This window comes from Umezakia ovalisporum Ak1311 (assembly GCF_029891685.1).
GTDB lineage: Bacteria > Cyanobacteriota > Cyanobacteriia > Cyanobacteriales > Nostocaceae > Umezakia > Umezakia ovalisporum.
The window spans coordinates 31,892-53,439 of the sequence record NZ_JANQDJ010000068.1 but is presented as its reverse complement, the minus strand read 5'-3'; the positions used below and the strand labels follow the sequence as shown (position 1 = coordinate 53,439).

Sequence of the window (21,548 nt, the reverse complement as noted above, 5' to 3'; positions counted from 1 at the left end):
TGGTTTAGGATTGCGATCGCATCTAATTTCATAGCTATTATTCACTCAGTCTAATCAGTTCCACTGACTAAAATATTAGTATTTTATACAAGCTTTAATGGTAGTGATAGGTTTTGAAGTTGTATTTTTTACCCAGTGATTGGTTGTTTAATCCCTAGTAGTGCATTAAATTTAATACTAATATAAATTTAGTTAATATTAAATATTAAGTTTTTATAAAACTTTTAAAAATAATTTTTGTACTTAATTAACTCTCAGGTGGCGAGATAAAAATTAGTAGAATAAATACACTAATCCTAGCTATATTTATTTATAATATTTTCCTCTCAAACCTTGGCATTTTTGAATGATATTGGGGGATTATTAAATACTAGTTTTTGTGTTTTCCTGCTAACTCAGACAATTATGAAACATGCTAACAACAGTTTAAAACTTGCCAGATGGCACAAGATTTATATATGAGATAAGATAATTTTATGAATAAAGATTCATGTGAATATGGAGTACATATTTTATCTTGGATGAAGGGTAATGTATCCGTTAATTGTCACCCTTAGTAATGGGGTAAAAGGGAATTTTTTTTGATTAACTAAACATTGAGCTAATTGAAATATGTGTGTTTGAAAAAAGTGATAGGGACAATTTATGAATTGTCCCTGTTGTTTTGAAAATGTCCAATGTTAACTAAACGAGAGTTGATGCTTGCTTTTTAAAGAAAGCAGCCATAACTCTTTCTGCTATTTGACGACTAGTTAAACCTAATTCCGCTTTCGATTCATCTGGTGTGGCATGTTCTACTAAAATATCTGGTACACCAATACGCTTGACAGGAACAACAACATCGGCATCTAGTAGTGCTTCTGCCACGGCGGAACCAAAACCACCCATAACACAGCCTTCTTCCACAGTGACGACACGGCGGATTTCCTTGGCCAATGGCAAGATTAATTCGGTATCCAAAGGCTTGACAAAACGAGCATTGATTACAGTTGCTTCAATGCCATGTTCGCTGAGAATTTCCGCTGCTTGCATGCTTGGATATACCATAGTGCCGTAGCCGATGATCAGCACATCATCTCCGTTGCGGAGAATTTCTCCTTTACCAATGTCTAAAGGTTCCGAGCCTTCTTCCATGAGAGGAACACCGTAGCCGTTACCACGGGGGTAGCGCATGGCGATTGGGCCACTTGTATAATTAATGCCAGTGACTACCATGCGTTGCAGCTCGGCTTCGTCTTTTGGTGCCATCAACACCATGTTGGGAATACAGCGCAGATAGGCGATATCATACATACCTTGGTGGGTTGGGCCATCAGCACCGACAATTCCTGCCCTGTCTAAACAGAAGAAGACAGGCAGGTTTTGAATACAAACATCGTGAATGATCTGGTCGTAAGCCCGTTGCAAGAAGGTAGAGTAAATAGCTGCTACAGGGCGCATTCCTTCTGAGGCCATACCCGCAGCTAGGGTTACAGCGTGTTGTTCAGCAATACCGACATCAATATATTGATTGGGTAGTTTAGCTTGGAGTTTATCTAAACCTGTTCCTGTGGCCATTGCTGCGGTAATGCCGATAATTTTGGGGTTTTGCTCGGCAAGTTTGACTAAAGTATGGGAAAAGACTTTGGCGTAAGAGGGAGGTTTTGGTTTACTTGAGGGAATTGCTTTGCCTGTTGTCAAGTTAAACGGGCTTTGGGCATGATAGCCTACTTTGTCTTGTTCGGCGATTTCATAGCCTTTCCCTTTTATCGTGATCACATGTACCAAAACTGGCCCTGTGATCTCATGTGCTTGTTGGAAGGTAGAAATTAGTTCCTCTAGGTTATGCCCGTCTACTGGACCAATATAAGTAAAACCCAGTTCTTCAAAGACTGCTCCTACCTTGGGAACTGCTAAACGCTTCATTCCTTCTTTGATGCGTCCGAGTTCAGGGGACAAGGATTCACCAACAAAGGGAATTTGCTTAAACTGTTCTTCAAAATTATCTTTGATAAATTGTACTGGTGGACTGAGGCGCATTTTGTTGAGGTAACGGGGGATTGCCCCTACGTTGGGGGAGATAGACATCTCGTTGTCGTTGAGAACAACCAGTAGTTTAGTTTTAGGTAAATGTCCGGCATGGTTGATGGCTTCCAAAGCCATACCTCCAGTTAAGGCACCATCACCAATTACGGCTACTGATTTAAATTTTTCCCCTTTTAATTCTCCTGCTAAAGCCATGCCTAATGCTGCGGAGATACTGGTAGAAGCGTGTCCGGCACCAAAGTGATCAAACTTGCTTTCACTGCGCTTCAGATAACCAGCAATTCCGGATTGTTGTCTGAGGGTATAAAAGTTGTTATAGCGTCCTGTCAGGAGTTTGTGGGGATAAGCTTGATGTCCTACATCCCAAATGACTTTATCCCGATCTAAATCGAGTGTCTGGTAAAGCCCCAGTGTTAACTCTACAACTCCCAAACCAGGGCCGAGATGCCCCCCACTTGTTGATACGGTTTGTAAGTGCTTGTCGCGAATTTGACGGGCAATTTGTTGCAATTGCCGAATGGACAAACCATGCAACTGGTTAGGGTGGGTAATTTCACTCAGATGCATATTATCGGGTGTTCCTCTCTAAACTCTACTTCTAGCATTTTTTAATTTTCCCACGGTGGGGATGTCTCTCAAATTATTTAGTCATTGGTGATTGGTCATGAGTGATGAGAAAAAAACTTTTCTCTCGGTCTCCAATTCCTAATTCACATTGACTCAGGACTAGGGGTAATACCAGGAACTACTGGCATTTCTGGTTGTGGTTGTTGTCTTTGTAAATATTGACTCAAGACATAAGCTATATCTCCACCGGTCATTGGCTGCAATGGGGAAATATTCTTTTGGGCATCTGTGTTAATAAATCCTTCTGCAACTACCCTAGCAATGGCTTTTCTAGCCCAATCTGGAATTAATCCTGCATCGGGATAGGAATTAGGTATGTCTTTTACAGTGTCATTACTAAACTGAAACACTCCATAAACTTGGGCAAAAATCGCTAAACTTTCTGCTCTTGTTAACCTTTGATTAGGGAAGAATAAATTGCCACGATATTCTCTCATAATATCAGTTTTAAGAAGTGTTGGAATATTATTATTAACTAACTTTACTGCTACATATAAAGTTTCAATTTTACTTTATTTAAAATGTCAATTTAAGTTTTGTAGTCATGATAGTCAACCCTAACAATGGAGTAGGAGAACTTAGTACTGAACATGGCAAATCACAATCAAGTAATGATTATAACGAGAGTAAAAATGATTTTACTTAGTATTAAATTTGAACTAAAAACTAGATAAACATTATAACGTAACTAATATGATGATGTTGTGTTGCCGATAAATGATCGAATTGGGGGAAATGATGGCGAATTTTGCCTGAATGAATTTGGAATTGCCTAGGATGTAGTATAGTCGGCCGTGATGAACCATTGAGTCAATATTTTAGGAGTTTTGGGATGAGTGGAACAGGAGATCCAGTAAAGTTGATGAAGCAAGAAGTTGGCAAAGCCGCGGCAGATCTGGTAAAGTCAGGCTCGATTGTGGGGTTGGGTACGGGATCAACTACGGCCTATACAATTCAGTTTTTAGGCGATCGCATTAAGTCTGGTGAACTTAAGGATATCGTGGGTATTCCTACCTCTTTTCAATCAGAAGTGCTGGCGAAAGAGTACGGTATACCTTTGACTACTTTAGATGCTGTTGACCACATTGATATTGCTATTGATGGGGCTGATGAAGTTGACCCCCAAAAGAATTTGATTAAAGGAGGCGGTGCTGCACATACCCGCGAAAAGGTTGTGGATTACTTGGCAAGGCAATTCATTGTCGTGGTAGATGGTGGTAAGTTGGTAGACCGGTTGGGTTCTTCTTTTGCTGTACCTGTGGAGGTGATTCCAATGGCAATTACCCCTGTTACTAATGCCATTAAAAAACTTGGTGGTAAACCTGAACTTCGCATGGGGTTGAAAAAAGCCGGGCCAGTGATCACCGATCAAGGCAATATGGTATTGGATGTGAGATTTGACTCTATTGACGACCCAGTTACCTTGGAGAAAACACTCAATAATATTCCTGGTGTGTTGGAAAATGGGATTTTTGTCAATTGTGTAGATGTAGTTTTAGTGGGGGAAGTTAAAGACGGTCAGCCTTTAGTACGTGAACTTTAAATAGGTCTGGGGAATGGGTAAAAATAGCTCATCCCCTACATTTGTCTAGTATCAGAGTTTGTGGATGTTGTAGCGAATTGGCTTTGTACAAGTTTTGCGGCTTGCTCTTTTTCTGACTGAAAAAAATGGTTTTGGAGTGGAGTTTAACAGAATCACTGTTCTGCTTAGATAGAGATTGGAATGCCGCTATCAACATTCTCAACCTAGCTGTAAGTACCGTAGGGCATACGGGAACTTGGATCTTAGATCCGAAGGCTTCAGGAGATTCAACGACTAATTTGGCTTGGGAATCTTGCCACAGTAAGTTGAGTCTAAGAATGAAGAATCCCCACGCTTTGAGGTTGGGGAGTGTCAAGTAACCCCATGCTGTAAAATTAGGCGATGACAAAAGCACTCTCGTCGGTAATTCCCTCTTGCACTTGGAGTCGTCCCATCGGTTTAGGCTGGGACAAGCCCTACACTGTTCGCTACCCTAGTAATCTTGATGATGGCCCTTGGCATGGTATGCCTTTAGGTGGCTTTGGTGCAGGTTGTATTGGTCGTTCTTCACGAGGAGACTTTAATCTGTGGCATATTGACGGCGGGGAACATACGTTTCAAAATATCCCCGCTTGTCAATTTAGTGTATTTGAATCTCATGGTACATTTTCTCAAGCTTATGCTTTGGCTACAGAACCACCTCAGGATGGTAGTCTGGCTGCTTGGCAATGGTATCCAGCATCTACAACAACACAACATACAGGAACTTATCATGCTCTATACCCGCGTAGCTGGTTTGTCTACGAAAATGTATTTGAAGCAAAGTTAAGTTGTGAGCAGTTTTCACCTATTTGGGCAGGAAATTATCGAGAATCTAGCTATCCTGTGGCGATTTTTAACTGGAATGCTCATAATCCCACAGATGCACCTATTACTTTGAGCATTATGCTCACTTGGCAAAATATGGTGGGCTGGTTTACTAATGCATTAAAATCTCCAGAAGTGCTGATACGGGATGATGGTAGTCCGGTTTATACATATCAACCGCGTTTGGGTGAAAGTTACGGTAATTACAATTTAATCCTAGAAAACACTGAATACTTTAGTTGCTTTTTAGGAGGTGTTGGTAGTGGTGACTCAGTGGCCGAGGGGGATGGCAGTTGGTGTATTGCTACTGTCAAGTCTCCATGGATTGAGGTGTTTTATCATACTCGTTGGCTTCCAGGTGATACGGGGGAAGATATATGGCAAAGCTTTAGTGTCGATGGTTCTTTGCCGAATGCTCAAGATGCTACTCCTGCTTCAGAAAATACACAGGTAGGGGCAGCGATCGCTTTACGTTTCACTCTCCAACCAGGGGAAACTTTGTCAATTCCTGTTGTGGTGTCTTGGGATTTTCCAGTAACAGAATTTGCAGCAGGAATTACTTATTACCGCAGATATACTGACTTTTTTGGTTCTAGTGGTAATGAAGCTTGGGCGATGGCTACTACTGCCCTGAGAGAATACAAAAACTGGTATCAAGAAATACTGGCTTGGCAACAGCCAATTATTGACCGACAAGATTTACCCGATTGGTTTAAGATGGCTTTGTTTAATGAGCTATATGACCTGACTAGCGGCGGAACTCTTTGGAGTGCAGCATCAGAACTTGATTGTATTGGTCAATTTGCGGTGCTGGAGTGCTTAGATTATCGTTGGTATGAAAGTTTAGATGTACGGTTGTATGGTTCCTTTGGGCTGTTAATGCTGTTTCCTGAACTAGAAAAATCGGTGATGCGGGCATTTGCGAGGGCAATTCCCCATAGTGATGATGATCAGCGTGTAATCGGCTATTACTATACCATTGGGGCTGATAGGACTACCGCAGCTCGGAAAGTCGCAGGTGCAACGCCTCATGATTTGGGGGCACCTAATGAGCACGTTTGGGAAAAAACGAATTACACCTGCTATCAAGACTGCAATTTGTGGAAAGATTTAGGTAGTGATTTTGTGTTGCAGGTGTACCGAGATTTTCTGCTAACTGGTGCTGATGATGTGCAATTTTTGGCAGATTGTTGGGATGGAATCGTGCAAACTCTCAATTATCTGAAAACTTTTGATTTAGATGGTGATGGGATTCCTGAAAATTCAGGGGCCCCTGACCAGACTTTTGATGATTGGCGATTACAGGGTGTGAGTGCTTATTGTGGCGGGTTGTGGTTGGCGGCTTTAGAAGCGGCGATGGCTATCAGCGAAATTTTATCCAACAATCATGTTGGGGATGTCCAGGAATTGAGGAAGCAAAAATCCACTTACGAAACATGGTTAACACAGTCACGTCCTGTTTATCAAGAAAAACTCTGGAATGGTAAATATTTCCGCCTGGATAGTGAGAGTGGTTCCGATGTGGTGATGGCGGATCAGTTGTGTGGACAATTCTATGCCCGCTTATTAGGATTGCCGGACATTGTACCATGGGATGGCGCTTTGTCTGCTTTACGAACTGTTTATGATGCTTGTTTTCTCAAGTTCTGTAATGGTGAGTTTGGTGCGGCTAACGGTGTTCGTCCGGATGGTTCACCAGAAAACCCTAATGCTACTCATCCTTTGGAAGTCTGGACAGGAATTAACTTTGGACTGGCGGCGTTTCTGGTGCAAATGGCAATGAAAGATGAAGCTTTGAAGTTAACGGCATCTGTGGTACAGCAAATTTACTGCAATGGTTTGCAATTCCGCACACCAGAAGCAATTACTGCATCTGGTACTTTCCGGGCTAGTACTTATCTGCGGGCTATGGCTATTTGGGCAATTTATTTAGTTTTGAGTGAGAACAATTCTTAAAAGCATCTAGTGCATTCTTGTACAGGGTAAAACTTGGTTTTGCGGGCTTTGTCTGTGTAGTGGCAAATACAATTTGTACGGACAAATACATAAAACTTGACACGTATATTTTACTGTGCCGCTCAAAGCCGCATAGTGTTTGCGGGTGTAAAAATCAGCATCTTCGATTTTTGGTTTTATTTTCCGGGTGTTTGATGAGCCAAAAGAACATATAACTAGGGTTAAAAAAAGATTTTAAATACTTAAAAATTAAAACTGGGTTTTGCCAAAACAAGAAGGTTACTAATTTCAGTCACATAAAGAATTAGTAAACTATGCATCAAATATAGCTTGACATGAGAATGTCATTGTGTTCATTGCATCTAGATATTGTGAGTAAAGTCTTGCTTTTAAAGTTCTTGTGTCAAAGAGGTATGTCAAAAATGAAACTGGAGAAATTAACAATTAGTGAGACCATTGGTTGTGTTTTTACCAAAAAACGGAATAATTACCAGAATTGATGACTTTCTGCGCTCATATCAGTTGTTGATGAACAATGGTGCCGAATTTCTTCTTTTGTTTGTGTGCTTTACCGTTTCTCTTTGTCATTCAAAGTTGAGGGAGATATGAAAAAAAATACCAGCAATCAACAATCTCCTGCTCGAGTAGCGTCCATCCTCCAACTTTTAGAGATAGTTACTGGGGATACAAGTCTGACCCCAGACTTGTATCCATCTTGGGGGATTCGAGAGTTTCAACCAGGGGAAGATCTCAACGGAGATACTGAAGATGGCAGCAATTTTGTGTATTTAATCTGTGAGGGACAAGTGCGCTTGTGGGGTTTTCATCCAAGTTTGGGGCGGGAAGTTTCTACACAATTGCTGGTGGCAGGGCAAACTTTTGGGGGGTATAATTTCTTTTGTCATCAAATTTTACCATATCGAGCGATCGCTGTTAGTGCAGGCTGTGCAGCACAAATAACTATTTCTGATCTGCAAAGATTGTCATATCTTATACCTAATTTAGAAAGTGATTTACAGCAATTAATTTACCAGCAGCAAGCACTGATTTTCTTTAAAACTCATACGGAGTTGGCATTACTGAGCAGTTCCACTCTCCAAGAGTTCCTACCCTACCTTGTAGCTCTAAAGATTACAGCTGGTTCGTCATTGGTACAAGCAACTGGAGGAGCACAAGGACGTTTTTGGTTGGCGGGGGGAAAAATTGATAACTCACAACAGATAGGAGACAGCTGGAAGTTTCCTGATGATGCATTTACTGATGGGATTGCCCAAACAGATTTGTTAGTTTACTATCTATCGGTAGAATACTGGGAATGTGTTAAGGAGATTTTACCACAATTATTTCCTCAACAGGCTGAAGTAGAAAATCAACAGATTCATAACCCACAAATCATCCAAATCCCTCTTCCTGTTCCCCAGGGTAGCGAACAGCCAAATCAAGATTTTGATGCAGGATCTTTACTAGCTGCATCGGTAGAGGAAAAGCAGCCAAAATCAAAAAGTAACTCTTGGCCGAGCTATCCCTTTATTCAACAACAAAGTTCATCAGATTCTGGTGTTGCTTGTTTGGCAATGATTAGCCAGTATTGGGGTAAGGAGTGGGGAGTGTCAACTTTGCGAAATTTAGCACGGGTAGATTCTATGGGTGTGTCTGTTCACGGTTTAGCCGCAGCTGCCGATAACTTGGGATACGATGTGTTAACAGTGCGAACCAGTTTGCAGGAGTTAGACGGTGATACAAATCCTTGGATAGCTCAGTGTCAAGAAAATCACTATGTTGTTGTTTGGCAAGTTCAAAGACCTTCGTTGTTGATTTCTGATCCTGCTGTAGGGAAACGGTGGCTATCACTGACGGAGTTTGCAGCTAATTGGACAGGATACGCTGTACTTTTAAACCCTACTCAACGTTTTCATACCTTTAAGGGCAAACAAGTATCTCTGAGTCGTTATTGGGATACATTAGGGCATTACCGAAAATTACTGGGTCAAATTATTCTCGCCTCAATGTTGATGCAAGTAATTGGCTTGGCGACTCCTATGTTTAGCCAGGTGGTCATTGACCAAGTAATGCCTCTAAAAGATTTTGATACTTTAAATATTTTTGCGATTAGCTTCTTTTGCTTGGGTGTTTGGCGCATTGTCTTAGTAGCACAGCGTCAATACCTGTGGGAGTATGTTGCCAATCGAATTGATATGAAATTGATTGGTCGTTTTATCAACTATACGTTGCAATTGCCGTTGCAGTTTTTTGCATTGCGTTCAGTGGAGGACATTGTCAACCTTGTGGAGGAAAATGGCAAGATTCAATTGTTTCTCACTCGTAAAGCTGTTAGTGGCACTATAGATGCCCTGATGGTGGTGATTTATTTAGGGTTAATGGCTAGTTACAACTGGCAACTCACTTTCTTGGTGTTGGTTTGGATGTTATTAATGGTGATTGTGAGTGTAGTTTCCCGTCCATTTCTCAAAGAAGCGTCGCGGCAAATCTTGCGGGAATCAGTAGGGCACAAATCTTCCCTGAGAGAAATGATTGCTGGGATTTTTACAGTGAAAACTTTGGCAGTTGAATCTTTTGTGCAGATGCATTGGCAAGAGCGCTTTCAGAATATGTTGAAGGTGCGTTTGCGCGGAGGGAAGTTGGCGAGTAGCTTAGAACTGGTCAAGGGTTTGATGAATCAATTAGGTAGCATGGTTATTCTGTGGTTCGGGGTAAATCTGGTGATTAGTCAACAGATATCGCTGGGTAAGTTTGTTGCTTTTAATCTGCTGATGAGTAATATTGCGATGGCGGTTTTGGCATTGGTAGAGTTGTGGGATGAGTATGGGGAGGTACGGATTTCTGTGGAAGAGTTAGAAGATGTCTTTTCCTCCGCAGTAGAAGAAAATTCCCTAACACCACTTTTAGTAATGCCTTCGATTCAAGGTGAAGTACAATTCGATGATGTTTTTTTTGGTTATAATCCTGATGAAGATGGCTACGTTTTACAAAATATTTCTTTTCAGGTCAAACCACACCAGACTATTGGCATTGTTGGTCGAAGTGGTTCAGGTAAAAGTAGTTTAGTAAATTTGCTGGCTGGTTTATATCGTCCCGACAAAGGGAAAATTCTAATTGATGGGCAAGATATTTCCTTGGTTTCACCCCAATGGTTGCGGAGTCAGTTGGGTTTTGTAGGACAGGAGTGTTTTTTGTTTTCTGGAACTATTTTAGAAAATATTACCCTATACAGTTCAGAGTTTAGTATGGAACAGGCGATGGCGGCTGCCCAGGTGCCGGAAGCACACAACTTTATTGAGGCATTGCCTTTGGGATACAAGACGTTAGTGGGAGAAACAGGTGTGAGGCTTTCTTGTGGACAAAAACAAAAAGTTGCCATTGCTCGGGCATTGATTAGGAAACCAGCTATTTTAATTTTGGATGAAGCGACTAGCTCATTGGATGCTGAATCCGAACAACGCTTGCACCAGAACTTAGCCAGGATGGGAGGATATAGTACCACTTTTATCATTTCTCACCGTTTGTCTAGTGTGCGTCACGCCGACTGCATACTTGTCTTAGATAGAGGTGTGCTTGTTGAACAAGGTACTCATGAGGAATTAATGGCAAAAGCTGGTGTTTATCACGACTTCGCTCAACTGCAATTACAAGTTTAATCATAATACTTGGTATTTTTTGAACTTTATCAATGGTGTTTAGACAAAACCCGCCATATCATACTTGTGATACATCCTTTTGAGGATGTTTTATTTTAGCTATTTTCGGAGCTAATGACACCATGAAGCATGAATAAGTTCTAATTATTCTTTCTGGTTACTTGCTAAATTTTTACTAAAATAGATGACAATTTTTACTAATTAAATAAATACATTAAGCTTATAGTTATTGCCAAAGAATAAAATGTTTTACTCACTATAGACTAAGTTTTAATTTTAAATAGGAAAAATTTTTAATAGTTTAGAGTGAACTATATTTTTTAGTTTTTTTGATGTTATTTAATTTGCTCTAACTATCAGTTGTTGATTCATCTGTTTAGTGGTATATTTTATAATAAGCTGATAAATAAACAAGTCTAAAACCAATAGTAAATGAGGGGTTTAACCCCTCAATCCCTAGTAAATAATTTGCATGAAAAAGCTGACATAATCTATAATTGGAATTGAAAAAGAATCAGTAAATTCAATGGTATAGTCATAAAAATGGAGATGACATTAACAGTAAATAGTAGTATACTTAGTAAAGTAGTTTTTAATATTCTCTCAAAATATACAATAAAATTATCAGGGTAAACTTATTAAATTAGGGACTTTTGACATTTTCAAGAGGCCAAAACTGCATCTACTAAAAGCTATATAAAGAAATAAACAGACTTTCAATTGAAGGTCAGCTTATGGAAATAACCATCGGGTTAAATGCAGTTTAAACCTTAAGTCAAGGGAGAAGTTTAGCAGAGATGAAACTGTATAATTTTTATTTTCACTATTATTCACCTGCTGAAATAATGTTAAGTAATATAATTTTTTTCAGCCAAATCACAAGTAATTTATCAGAAATAAATATTTTGGTTTGCTTCTTAGGGCAATTTTTGATTTGTTTAAAGAAACAATACCTGAAAGGTATACACATGGGAATAGGACAAGTAGTTATAACTTCAAAAACTTCTACATTTATCTGTTCATAAAGTTCTTTTTCATTCAATAATCTGCTGTACTGCTAATAAGTATCTGCAAGTAAAGTTGAACAGGTATAACCTACGAATCTAGACTAGTCTCATCCAAGATATCTCACACTATGAATCACAATATTCCTGGAATTAGTAGCAACTTCAATCAAGCAGTCAACCCTCAACAATTCGATCAAATAGTAGAAGCCATTCTTGCAGGTAAGTATTCCTGGGCGTGTGTTTTAATGCTACGTATTGTTGGTTACAATCCTTTACATTACATTCCCTATCGCACTTATAATCGATTGCTGAAAGAAAATACCCAAGTTAGCACAGCGCAGCAAGAGCATAAACAAAATATCAAAGCTGTTAAACCATCAATGAACAAAAAATCTAATATTAATAGTTCAACTAGTTGTTTAAGTAAAATAAAAGACTTTGCTTATCTTGAGGTGGTGGGAAAGCAAACACGGGAAATTAAGAGTGGCAGTTTAGATAATTAGTTGATATTACTGAGTGCTTCTTGGGTGAGTGAAGTAAAAAACAAGTAGTGAATTACTTAATACGAACTCCGCCTATTGTGGGTGGGGTTTTTATGCAGGTGATGAACTTTGGCTGAACAAGAAAAATTAATCTCTAAAATCTGCCAAAATGGCAAATATTGATAGATAAAATCCTATAAATTAGATATAACTACTAAAGAAGAGGTGAGCAAAAAAAATTCATTTACAAACATTAAGTCAATGAATACCTGATTAAGAAAGTATCTGACTGATTGTTGTTGCTGAAGCGGTCAGTATTTGAGAGAGTAAATAACTGCTAAATTAAGACTGAGGATTCCAGGGCGTTGCTATTGGTGGTTCTTTTTCCCTATAAACGTGAGCAAAATAAATTTAGAATGGGTTTCTCCCCGCAAATTTAGATTTTTATGCCTGTTATTGAGTTTTTAGGTGTGGGGAAAAAGAAAAAGTAGCGTTTCAATTGCGGTTATGACTGATAGATTTTATAGCACTTACGCTTTTTTCAAAAAAAATAATCCTTTTTCTCCCAAATAGGATTATTTATGCTTGATAATTTGACCAATTTATATAACAATTGCTGGAAGCTTAAAGTGAGTAACTTCCAGTTTTTTTATGAAAATGCATTCTGTAATCTTACAGAATGTAAAATGATATCTAAAATTATTTATACCTTTGGGATTGCCGGGTTATTCTGGCAAGAAAATACATTAAATTTTTGACTCGAACTGAATTATTTTCGGAAATATCTATTGTTAGAGTAGTTTTTGCCCTGTAACACAGTATATGATCATTTTTTGAACTTTTGCCTGAATAAGTATTTGATATTATAATTTTTGGACATAATAGCAACTTCATCAATTTCACCCTAGAGATGGATATTTGTAATCTCAAATAAGAGATTTTATTGAGTGTATTGTATATGACTGAAGATAGATGTCCAAATTTTATCTGTTATTTAGTATTATTTTCTGGATGTAATTTAACTTGGGTAATATTGTCATCATGAAATACATACTATGCTGAAATTAGTAAATTTTAATGCTTTAATTTTGCGTAAAAAAAAGAAATATATCAATTTTATCGAGACAAAATTAATTATTAATTTCGGGTAAATATATAATTAATATTGAGTGAAGATTTCTTCTTTTTTATCAAACCCCTTGACTAGATGTAGAAAAATTTCTAAAAGGATAACAGTAGGTTAAGAGAACACAGTGAATAACTCTCGCTTTTTGGTTAAACTTGCTTTCCAGATTTATTGAAATCTGCCCATGAGATATTAGCTACTCTTAGGCTAGTCTAGGAAGTAGATTTGTATTCATACCTGACCTTAGCTGCCTCTAAGTTCCATTTAAAAATGGAACAGGTTTCAACCACATTTTTGGTAATGGAAAGACAACCAGTTTGAATATTTTGAGGTTGACTTATAGACCTGTATTACACAGTATGGATTCACCACGCAAGCTATCAGTAACATCCTCAAAATAGGAGTCACCAAAAGACTCAAAATCACTTCCCTGTGATGAGCAACCAAGATAACTGGTTGAAATCACCAGCAATAATATAAGACTAGGTTCTGAGGGAAGTTTGTCTAGTTATTAGGGTTAGCCAGTGAGTAGTTTACTGGTTTTAGGTGTCTTACCAGAAATTGCTGTTTATTGGATTAGACAACAGCTATGATTGCTTCACATTTTGTCAGGTTTGCTTACTTCTACTTGCTAAGTATATATGGTTACGCGACGCAAACTATTGCTCACACCACAAGAGCGCAGCTTTTAACTAAGAATGTGTTGACTGGGAAAAATAGAAAAATTCCGTGATGTATCGGTAGCTTTTTGATAACACCTCTAACTCGGTGGAAAGCCTAGCATGGTGAAATATTGGGAATAAAAAGCCAAGATAACACGGGTATATGTCCTCTAGTCCGTTGCAATACTAGAGGCAAAATACCAAGCATTATACCCAGATTAATTCAATACTTAATTAGCTGGAAAAGGCTAATTACTCTTGCAGTTGCAAAGCCGGATTTATAGAGGTTTTACATAGCTGCAACGGATAAAATTGCCCACGTTTTCAGTAAATGACAACTGGTAATCAATATGTCACACTCTCTTAGTCAAAGCGAAAATTTTGAAAACTACGATATCCAAGAAGGTAAGTTCTTAACACCTTTTCAAAGAAAAGCTTTGTCCAAAAGCTTACAAACTGATTTACAGCCAGAATATCGGCGACGGATTGAAATTATGTTGTTAGCAGATGTGGGTAAGTCTCAAAGCCAAATCTGTGAAAAATTGGGTTGCTCTCAGGAAATGGCACGTTACTGGATTGGTTTAGCAGAAGCAGGTTTAGCACACAAATGGAGTGAGCGGCCAATTGGTAGACCGAAAATTGTTAATGATCAGTATTTGGAACGCTTGAAGGAACTGGTAAGCCATAGTCCTCGTGATTACGGTTATGCGTTTACCTATTGGACGGCGCAATGGTTAAGTAAGCATCTAGCTAACGAATTTAATATTCAAATTAGCGATCGCCACGTTAATCGCCTGCTTAAGCAAATGGGACTATCAACTAAACGTAAAAGTTCCAGCCCACCTGAAACTGGCCAAAACAAAGATGCTGGGATTACGATTTGCGATTTGCAATCTCGATCTGAGCCTAATTTTCATTGGTCATTAAATCTAATTCAGACCAGTAAATAATTATGTTTTGGAGGTCAGGAAATGGCGTCAGCGTTTTCCCGTGAATATTTAGCTCAACAACTTATCCAAAGGTTGGGTGAATCACTGTCAGATGAAGAAATTGAAAGATGCTTGATTGGGGTAGAAATTGTTGAACCACCAATAGCAAAGCAGTTCTGGCAAGCCACAACAGCGCCTAATGGGATATATATTGTCCTTGGGGGTAAAGTGAGACTTTTAGATGGCTCCAATAACTTAATTACTACTCTGACGACAGGAGCATCATTTGGCGAACTGACTTTATTTACAGAAGAAGAATTTAATGCTTATGTTGCTAGAGCTTCTGTGAATTTAAAAGTTGCTTATTTCCCACAAGCATCTTTACAAGAGGTAATCCGCAAACATCCGAGTATTCGCGATCGCCTCAAACAACGTGCAGAATTGTGGGATTTACTGTTGTTATGTTGCCAAAGTTCTTTAGTGCCTGACAATGGATCTGTAGAAGGTGTATTCAAAGCATTGTCTTTGTTTGAGTGCCACGTTTTAGAGGGTGATTCACTTCCAGTGAGCTTATTCCAAGATACTAAGCTGTGGTTATTGCATCAAGGAGAATTAGTACACAGAGATGGGCGGAGGTTAACACCGGGAAACATTTATGTATATCCCCAACAGGAAAATTGGCAGGGGACTGAATCCACAAAGGTTTACAGTCTGAAAAATGCTAATTGGCGACTAGCATTACAATCCTGGCCAGAATTGGCGGAATTAGCCAAGTTACAAGAAGGGCAAGATGTTACAGAAAACACAGATGTAGAGGTAATTACCCCTAGAAAAGTCAGACAATTACCACAACCAGACCCAAAATTGAAAAAAAGGCAAAAACGAGCTTATTTTCCGAGTCCGAGAGTTAAGGCTGGACATTGGTGGGGACGGTTAACTAAGCGCTATCCGTTTTTTGAACAACAAAGTGCTGCTGACTGTGGGGCTGCTTGCTTGGTGATGATTAGTCGCTATTGGGGTAAGCGCTTGAGTGTGAATCGAGTACGAGATTTAGCCAATATCAATCGTACTGGTGCATCGCTGCGGGGTTTAACAACTGCGGCTGAAAGTATTGGTTTTACTACCCGTCCGGTAAAAGCTAGTTTGGATAAATTAGCACAACAAACTTTGCCTGCCATCGCCCATTGGGAAGGCAAACACTATATTGTTGTGTATGAAATCCGCAAAAAGCAGGTGATTGTGGGTGATCCCGCCTTGAGTCAACGCACTCTCACCCATGAGGAATTTAAAGCTGGTTGGACTGGTTACGCATTGTTATTACAACCCACATCCTTCCTCGAAGAAACGGAGGAAACGAGTACACAATTTTGGCAGTTGTTTGATTTAGTTAAACCTCATGGAAAAGTACTGCTGGAAGTTTTTGTGGCTTCGGTGTTCATTCAGGTATTTGGACTGGTTACGCCTTTATTGACTCAGTTGTTATTAGACCGAGTACTTGTGCAGCGTAGCACTTTGACGTTAAACGCCGTGGGTTTCGGGTTGCTGATTTTTGGCTTGTTCAGTGTTTTGATCAATGGATTGCGTCAATATTTGCTTGATCACACAGCCAACCGCATTAGCGTAGCTTTGTTGGTGGGTTTTATTAAACACACTTTCCGCCTACCTTTAGCTTTTTTTGAGTCGCGCTATGTTGGTGATATTATTTCCCGCGTCCAAGAAAACTATAAAATTCAGCGTTTTTTGACTGGGGAAGCATTGTCAATCACTTTGGATTTGCTGACGGTGTTTATCTATGTGGGATTGATGTTTTGGTATAGCGCACCAATGGCATTGCTGAGTTTAAGTATTATCCCACCATTTTTTATTTTGGCAGTGGTGGCTACACCTTTTTTCCGTCGGATTAATCGCGAGGCTTTTAATGCCACTGCTAACGAAAATAGTTATCTGATTCAGTCGCTGACCGGTATTAGCTCAATTCGCTCTATGGCAATTGAACAAACAGTGCGCTGGCATTGGGAAGAGCTATTAAATAATGTGATTAAAAAAACCTTTGCCGGGCAGATAATTAGTAACAAAATGCAGATTTTTAGCTCCGGGATTGAAACCCTGGTCAGTACTGGACTGCTATGGTTTGGGGCATGGTTGGTGATTCAAAATGAACTGACAATTGGACAGTTAGTTGCTTTTAATATGTTGTTGGGCAATATTATTCGTCCGTTTCAAAGGTTAGTTGTTTTGTGGAATCAATTCCAGGAAGTCGTGATTTCTAGTGAACGCATTAATGATGTTTTAGAGGCTGAACCAGAAGAAGATTTACAGCATCAACCCCGGCAATTTTTACCTAGGTTACAAGGTCATATTAAGTTTGAAAATGTGACTTTTCGCTATCACCCAGAAAGTGATATTAATGTCTTAGAAAATCTCAGTTTTGAAATTCTCCCTGAGCAGACTGTAGCCGTGGTTGGACGTAGTGGTTCAGGAAAAACAACCCTCGCAAAGTTGATATTGGGACTATACCTGCCGACGGATGGCAAAGTATTAATTGATGCCCAAGATGTGACTAGTATTTCGTTGCGATCGCTGCGCTCTCAAATTGGTGTTGTCGATCAAGATACGTTCTTGTTTGGCGGTACTATCCGGGAAAATATCAGTATTGCTCACCCAGAAGCCACTTTAGAGGAAATTATTGAAGCAGCGACTTTAGCAGGAGCAGATGAATTTATCAAGCTCATGCCTACTGGCTACGAAACTCAAATTGGTGAAGGTGGGGGGATGTTATCTGGTGGACAACGCCAACGTGTAGCCATCGCTCGTGCTTTGCTTGGAAATCCTCGGTTATTACTTTTGGACGAAGCAACCAGCCACCTTGATGCGGAATCTGAGCGAATTATCCAGAATAACCTGAAAACCATTCTCAAAGGGCGTACAAGTCTGATTATTGCTCATCGCCTGTCCACGGTGCGTCATGCGGATCTGATTTTAGTTTTAGATCGCGGCTTACTGGTGGAAAGTGGGACTCACGATGAATTAATTGCCAGAAGAGGTCATTACTTTTATCTCAATGAGCAACAACTAGCTCAAACAACTCAAATAGCTTGAAAACCTGGGAAGTAATGGGGAATGGGGAGTAAGAACCAGTTACCCTGATTCCCAATACCCAATCCCTATAAAAAGTGGACTGTTGAATTACTTATGCCAAATCCATATCAACATTTATCATCTGTACTTGCACAACCAAGGCTAGATCAAAATCACGAGGTTGAAAACTCTAGTGTTGTTGATAATCAGACACAGGTAGAAAGGGAAGCCAATGATTGGTTTTACGGTACAGAAGAACTACTAGATGCTTTACCAAAACTCTGGACACGTTCAATGCTGTACTTCTTGGTGGCATTTACCGTGATCATTTTACCTTGGTCGATGGTGACTAAAATTGATGAAACAGGCAGCGCCAGAGGACGTTTAGAACCCAAAGATGCAACTCATCAATTAGGAATTCCAGTTCCTGGTACTGTGAAAGCTGTCAATGTTCAGGAAGGGGCTGTGGTCAAAGCTGGACAGGTTTTGTTGGAGTTGGATTCTGATGTGCTAGAAAAAGAATTGCAACAAAGACAAACGCAGTTACAAGGATTGCGCCATCGCCAAGGGCAACTCAAGCTGCTCAAAAACCAATTGATACTGGCGATCAATATCCAAGAGCAGCAAAATAAAGCCCAAGAGTTAGAAAAAATGTCTCAAGTAAATCAGGCGCTACAAAACCTGGATACGAGAGAGAGTGCGTATAACTTACAAAAGTTAGAAAGACAGGCTTTAGTTGAACAGGCTCGTCAGAATATTAATTCTGCCCAGACTACCGAGAAGTTAGTCAAGAGTCGTTTTAACAGAGATGTTGCCGAAGTTGCACGCTATCGCCAACTATTTGAGCAGGGTGCGATTCCTCAAATCCAACTTGTAGAAGTAGAAAAAACAGCAGAGGATAGCCAACGTTTGTATTCACAAGCACAATCTGATGTAACCCAAGCTCAATTGCATTTAAAAGAAGAAATCAGCCGCTATCAAGGAACTATGAATCAAGTTGTGGCAGATATTAAGCAAGGAAAACTGCGGTTGCAAGAACAACAAAGTAGTTATCAAAGCGTTGTCCAAGCAGGTAAATTAGCGGTGCTGAGAAGCCAAGAACAACTCAAGGATATGGAAACGCAAATTAAAACCCTGGAGTCAGAAATGGGTCAAATTAAGAGCCAAATAGAGTCTTTGCAGATTCAGCTCAAACAACGAGTGGTGCGATCGCCTATTGATGGCATAATTTTTGAGATGCCCATCCGTCAACCAGGGCCTGTGGTGGAACCGGGACAAATCGTTGCCGAAATTGCGCCTAAGAATAGTAAATTAATTCTCAAAGCGCAGCTACCCAGTCAAAACAGTGGTTTCTTGGAAGTGGGAATGCCGGTGAAAATCAAGTTTGATGCCTATCCGTACCAAGATTATGGTGTGATGGAAGGGCGTGTGAGTTGGATTTCACCTAATTCCAGGGTTCAGCCTCACAACCAAGGCAATATAGAAACTTATGATTTGGATATCACCTTAGAACAAGCTTATGTGCAAGCTGGTAACCAACGGGTTGCTTTAACCCCTGGTCAAACAGCCACGGCAGAGGTAATTATTCGTCAGCGTCGAGTGATTGATTTTATCTTGGATCCGTTTAAAAAGTTGCAAGAAGGTGGTTTAGAGCTTTAGTTTTGTAGTCACTTACTCAATTAAAATACTGAAAAATACAATACTTTGCTGGTAAATAAAGTACACATATTAAGAGGATAAATGTGGTCTGCTGTGGTGTACTTGACTCAGACCAATGTGTTGTATGGGTATTGTAAGGTAAGCTCTTTAGACCCATAAAAAGAGGCATTTTGCTTGTTTCAAAATTAAATGATTATGCATTGTTTTGGTTGTTAGTTCACATGTTGTACCAAGTAATTTTTAATTGTCATTGCTAAGTGCAAGATGTGTGTTGTTAACAATTATATCAAGTCTGTTAAATTACTGAAAATATCTCATTGCGAATGAAATGAAGCAGAACGCAGCAATGAAAATGAATCTGGGATTCTGCTTTACTTGCTCCGCCATGAAAACTGTGGAAACAGACATGATGTTACCCCTATTTTTCTAGGTGTTAAATAGATTAAATAGGGGAAATTTTTGTTGTTTTTATTTTATGAAAATTTCAGAAAATGGTAGGTTTAATGACTGTTAATTAAAATATTAAAACTATCATCAGATAGAGACAATAAATAATCTGTCACGCAAAGATGATGAATAAGTTAATGAGTTAGTTACTTACCTTAAAAAGTAAGTTTTAAGTAGTTAATAATCTGAGGATTTCAGTGATGTCAAACAGTTTAAAAATTTCGCGTGAAGACATTATTTACTATCTAAAGATGGTTTTTCAAATCCCTAGTATATTAGAAGCGATTACTACTCACAGGATTATTGCTCAAGCTGCTGAAAAAGCAGGGATAAAGGTGTCAATAGAAGAACTGCAAACAGCAGCAGATAATCTTCGTTTAGCTAACCGACTATTTAAAGCAGAAGACACTTGGAATTGGTTAGAAAAACATCATCTTTCCCTAGATGATTTAGAAGAAATAGCCAAAATTAACCTCACGTCTTCCAAATTAGCTAATCATTTATTTGCAGACCAAATTGAACCATTTTTTTATGCCCACCAACTAAAATATTTTGGAGCGGTAACTTATGAAGTCATCTTAGATGATGAAGATTTAGCTTTAGAACTCTTTTATTCCCTACAAGAAGGTGAAATTAGCTTTCAAGAAATCGCTCGTCAATACATCCAAAATCCCGAAGTTCGTCGCGCTGGAGGGTATCAAGGAATTCGCCGCCGGATTGATTTCCGTCCAGAGATTGCGGCGGCAGTTTTTGCTGCTAATCCCCCACAAATTATCAAACCAATTATTACACCTAAAGGAGTACACATAATTGCAGTTGAGGAAATAATTAAACCAGAATTAGATGAGAATTTACGTTTGCAAATTATGGGAGAATTTTTTAACAATTGGTTACAGCAACAAATAGCTGCTGTAGAAATTGTGGCTAATCTTGAAGAAAATACTCACTCTCAAACATCAAACAATTTGCTTAAACAAGTTGAAGTGTAGACAATAGATATCTTTAGATATTTCCCATAAAAAGGGATATGTAATGAAAGCCTTTTTATGGAGACACATTCTCAAAACAATTAATTTAGCTGAAACTCCCTCTTCTTACTAAGAAAAGGGAGAGTTTTTATGAGTCTATTTATTGAATTTATCGGCTTGATTTTGTTTTGATATATGCGGGATAAAATTATCTTCCAGTAGTTTTAAATAAATTTGAGGAGGTATATATTTTGTGGGGATACAGTCTAGTAAATGCAGGAATAAAATACAAGCCCAAGAATAATTACCCGCGAAAATGGCTGTGATGATCTGTCGGTAGTTTGGGGCATCAATATCAATTATGGTTTCGGCTGGTTGATTAATATCAAAATCTTCTTCAGTCATTACACAACCTCTTAGATGCTGCTGTCTTAATATTCTTCTTGTTTAATCGGCTAAATTATATTCTGAACAATTATGAATTAACAAAAAGTAATAGGATGAAGTCATTTAAATTGCCTGGTAGTCAAGAGGTGA

Annotated in this window: 10 protein-coding genes and 1 pseudogene; 8 read left to right on the top strand and 3 right to left on the bottom strand. The window is 39.1% G+C overall.

Annotated elements, in window-relative coordinates; translation table 11 throughout:
• Nucleotides 1–684 precede the first annotated feature (684 nt).
• Together dxs and NWP25_RS12985 are read right to left on the bottom strand one after the other, a co-directional pair.
• On the bottom strand, nt 685–2,592 hold the full coding sequence (gene dxs / locus NWP25_RS12990; RefSeq protein ID WP_280651040.1) for a 1-deoxy-D-xylulose-5-phosphate synthase: 1,908 nt from the start codon (nt 2,590–2,592) through the stop codon (nt 685–687).
• Between the two features lie 143 nt (nt 2,593–2,735).
• Nucleotides 2,736–3,119, bottom strand: a pseudogene (locus tag NWP25_RS12985) (S-layer homology domain-containing protein); the annotation flags it as partial.
• A 365-nt stretch (nt 3,120–3,484) separates the two neighbouring features.
• Here NWP25_RS12985 and rpiA point away from each other — a divergent pair.
• From rpiA to NWP25_RS12945, 8 genes are all read left to right on the top strand, one after another.
• A complete protein-coding gene (gene rpiA, locus NWP25_RS12980; RefSeq protein WP_280651039.1) occupies nt 3,485–4,195 on the top strand; it encodes a ribose-5-phosphate isomerase RpiA in 711 nt (236 codons plus the stop codon).
• A 381-nt stretch (nt 4,196–4,576) separates the two neighbouring features.
• Complete coding sequence (locus tag NWP25_RS12975; RefSeq protein ID WP_280651038.1) at nt 4,577–6,997, top strand: GH116 family glycosyl hydrolase; 2,421 nt, start codon at nt 4,577–4,579, stop codon at nt 6,995–6,997.
• 605 nt (nt 6,998–7,602) lie between these two features.
• On the top strand, nt 7,603–10,653 hold the full coding sequence (locus tag NWP25_RS12970; RefSeq protein ID WP_280651037.1) for an ABC transporter transmembrane domain-containing protein: 3,051 nt from the start codon (nt 7,603–7,605) through the stop codon (nt 10,651–10,653).
• Nucleotides 10,654–11,788: 1,135 nt separating this feature from the next.
• A complete protein-coding gene (locus tag NWP25_RS12965; protein ID WP_390904313.1) occupies nt 11,789–12,163 on the top strand; it encodes a HetP family heterocyst commitment protein in 375 nt (124 codons plus the stop codon).
• Between the two features lie 2,117 nt (nt 12,164–14,280).
• Entirely contained in the window at nt 14,281–14,880 is a 600-nt protein-coding gene (locus tag NWP25_RS12960; protein ID WP_280651036.1) for a helix-turn-helix domain-containing protein, read from the top strand.
• A gap of 21 nt (nt 14,881–14,901) precedes the next feature.
• Complete coding sequence (locus tag NWP25_RS12955; RefSeq protein ID WP_280651035.1) at nt 14,902–17,958, top strand: peptidase domain-containing ABC transporter; 3,057 nt, start codon at nt 14,902–14,904, stop codon at nt 17,956–17,958.
• Nucleotides 17,959–18,051: 93 nt separating this feature from the next.
• The gene (locus NWP25_RS12950) at nt 18,052–19,596 is read left to right on the top strand and encodes an HlyD family efflux transporter periplasmic adaptor subunit (RefSeq protein WP_280651034.1); all 1,545 of its coding nucleotides are present in this window, start codon (nt 18,052–18,054) and stop codon (nt 19,594–19,596) included.
• A gap of 647 nt (nt 19,597–20,243) precedes the next feature.
• Complete coding sequence (locus NWP25_RS12945; protein WP_280651033.1) at nt 20,244–21,032, top strand: peptidylprolyl isomerase; 789 nt, start codon at nt 20,244–20,246, stop codon at nt 21,030–21,032.
• Nucleotides 21,033–21,167: 135 nt separating this feature from the next.
• Here the strand turns inward: NWP25_RS12945 and NWP25_RS12940 are convergent, their stop codons facing one another.
• Complete coding sequence (locus tag NWP25_RS12940; protein WP_280656415.1) at nt 21,168–21,416, bottom strand: HetP family heterocyst commitment protein; 249 nt, start codon at nt 21,414–21,416, stop codon at nt 21,168–21,170.
• Nucleotides 21,417–21,548: the final 132 nt, after the last annotated feature.

What these genes read in the sequence shown, in the direction of transcription:
- dxs (WP_280651040.1), bottom strand. Translation starts at nt 2,592, where the DNA reads ATGCATCTGAGTGAAATTACCCACCCTAACCAGTTGCATGGTTTGTCC.
- rpiA (WP_280651039.1), top strand. Translation starts at nt 3,485, where the DNA reads ATGAGTGGAACAGGAGATCCAGTAAAGTTGATGAAGCAAGAAGTTGGC.
- NWP25_RS12975 (WP_280651038.1), top strand. Translation starts at nt 4,577, where the DNA reads ATGACAAAAGCACTCTCGTCGGTAATTCCCTCTTGCACTTGGAGTCGT.
- NWP25_RS12970 (WP_280651037.1), top strand. Translation starts at nt 7,603, where the DNA reads ATGAAAAAAAATACCAGCAATCAACAATCTCCTGCTCGAGTAGCGTCC.
- NWP25_RS12965 (WP_390904313.1), top strand. Translation starts at nt 11,789, where the DNA reads ATGAATCACAATATTCCTGGAATTAGTAGCAACTTCAATCAAGCAGTC.
- NWP25_RS12960 (WP_280651036.1), top strand. Translation starts at nt 14,281, where the DNA reads ATGTCACACTCTCTTAGTCAAAGCGAAAATTTTGAAAACTACGATATC.
- NWP25_RS12955 (WP_280651035.1), top strand. Translation starts at nt 14,902, where the DNA reads ATGGCGTCAGCGTTTTCCCGTGAATATTTAGCTCAACAACTTATCCAA.
- NWP25_RS12950 (WP_280651034.1), top strand. Translation starts at nt 18,052, where the DNA reads ATGCCAAATCCATATCAACATTTATCATCTGTACTTGCACAACCAAGG.
- NWP25_RS12945 (WP_280651033.1), top strand. Translation starts at nt 20,244, where the DNA reads ATGTCAAACAGTTTAAAAATTTCGCGTGAAGACATTATTTACTATCTA.
- NWP25_RS12940 (WP_280656415.1), bottom strand. Translation starts at nt 21,416, where the DNA reads ATGACTGAAGAAGATTTTGATATTAATCAACCAGCCGAAACCATAATT.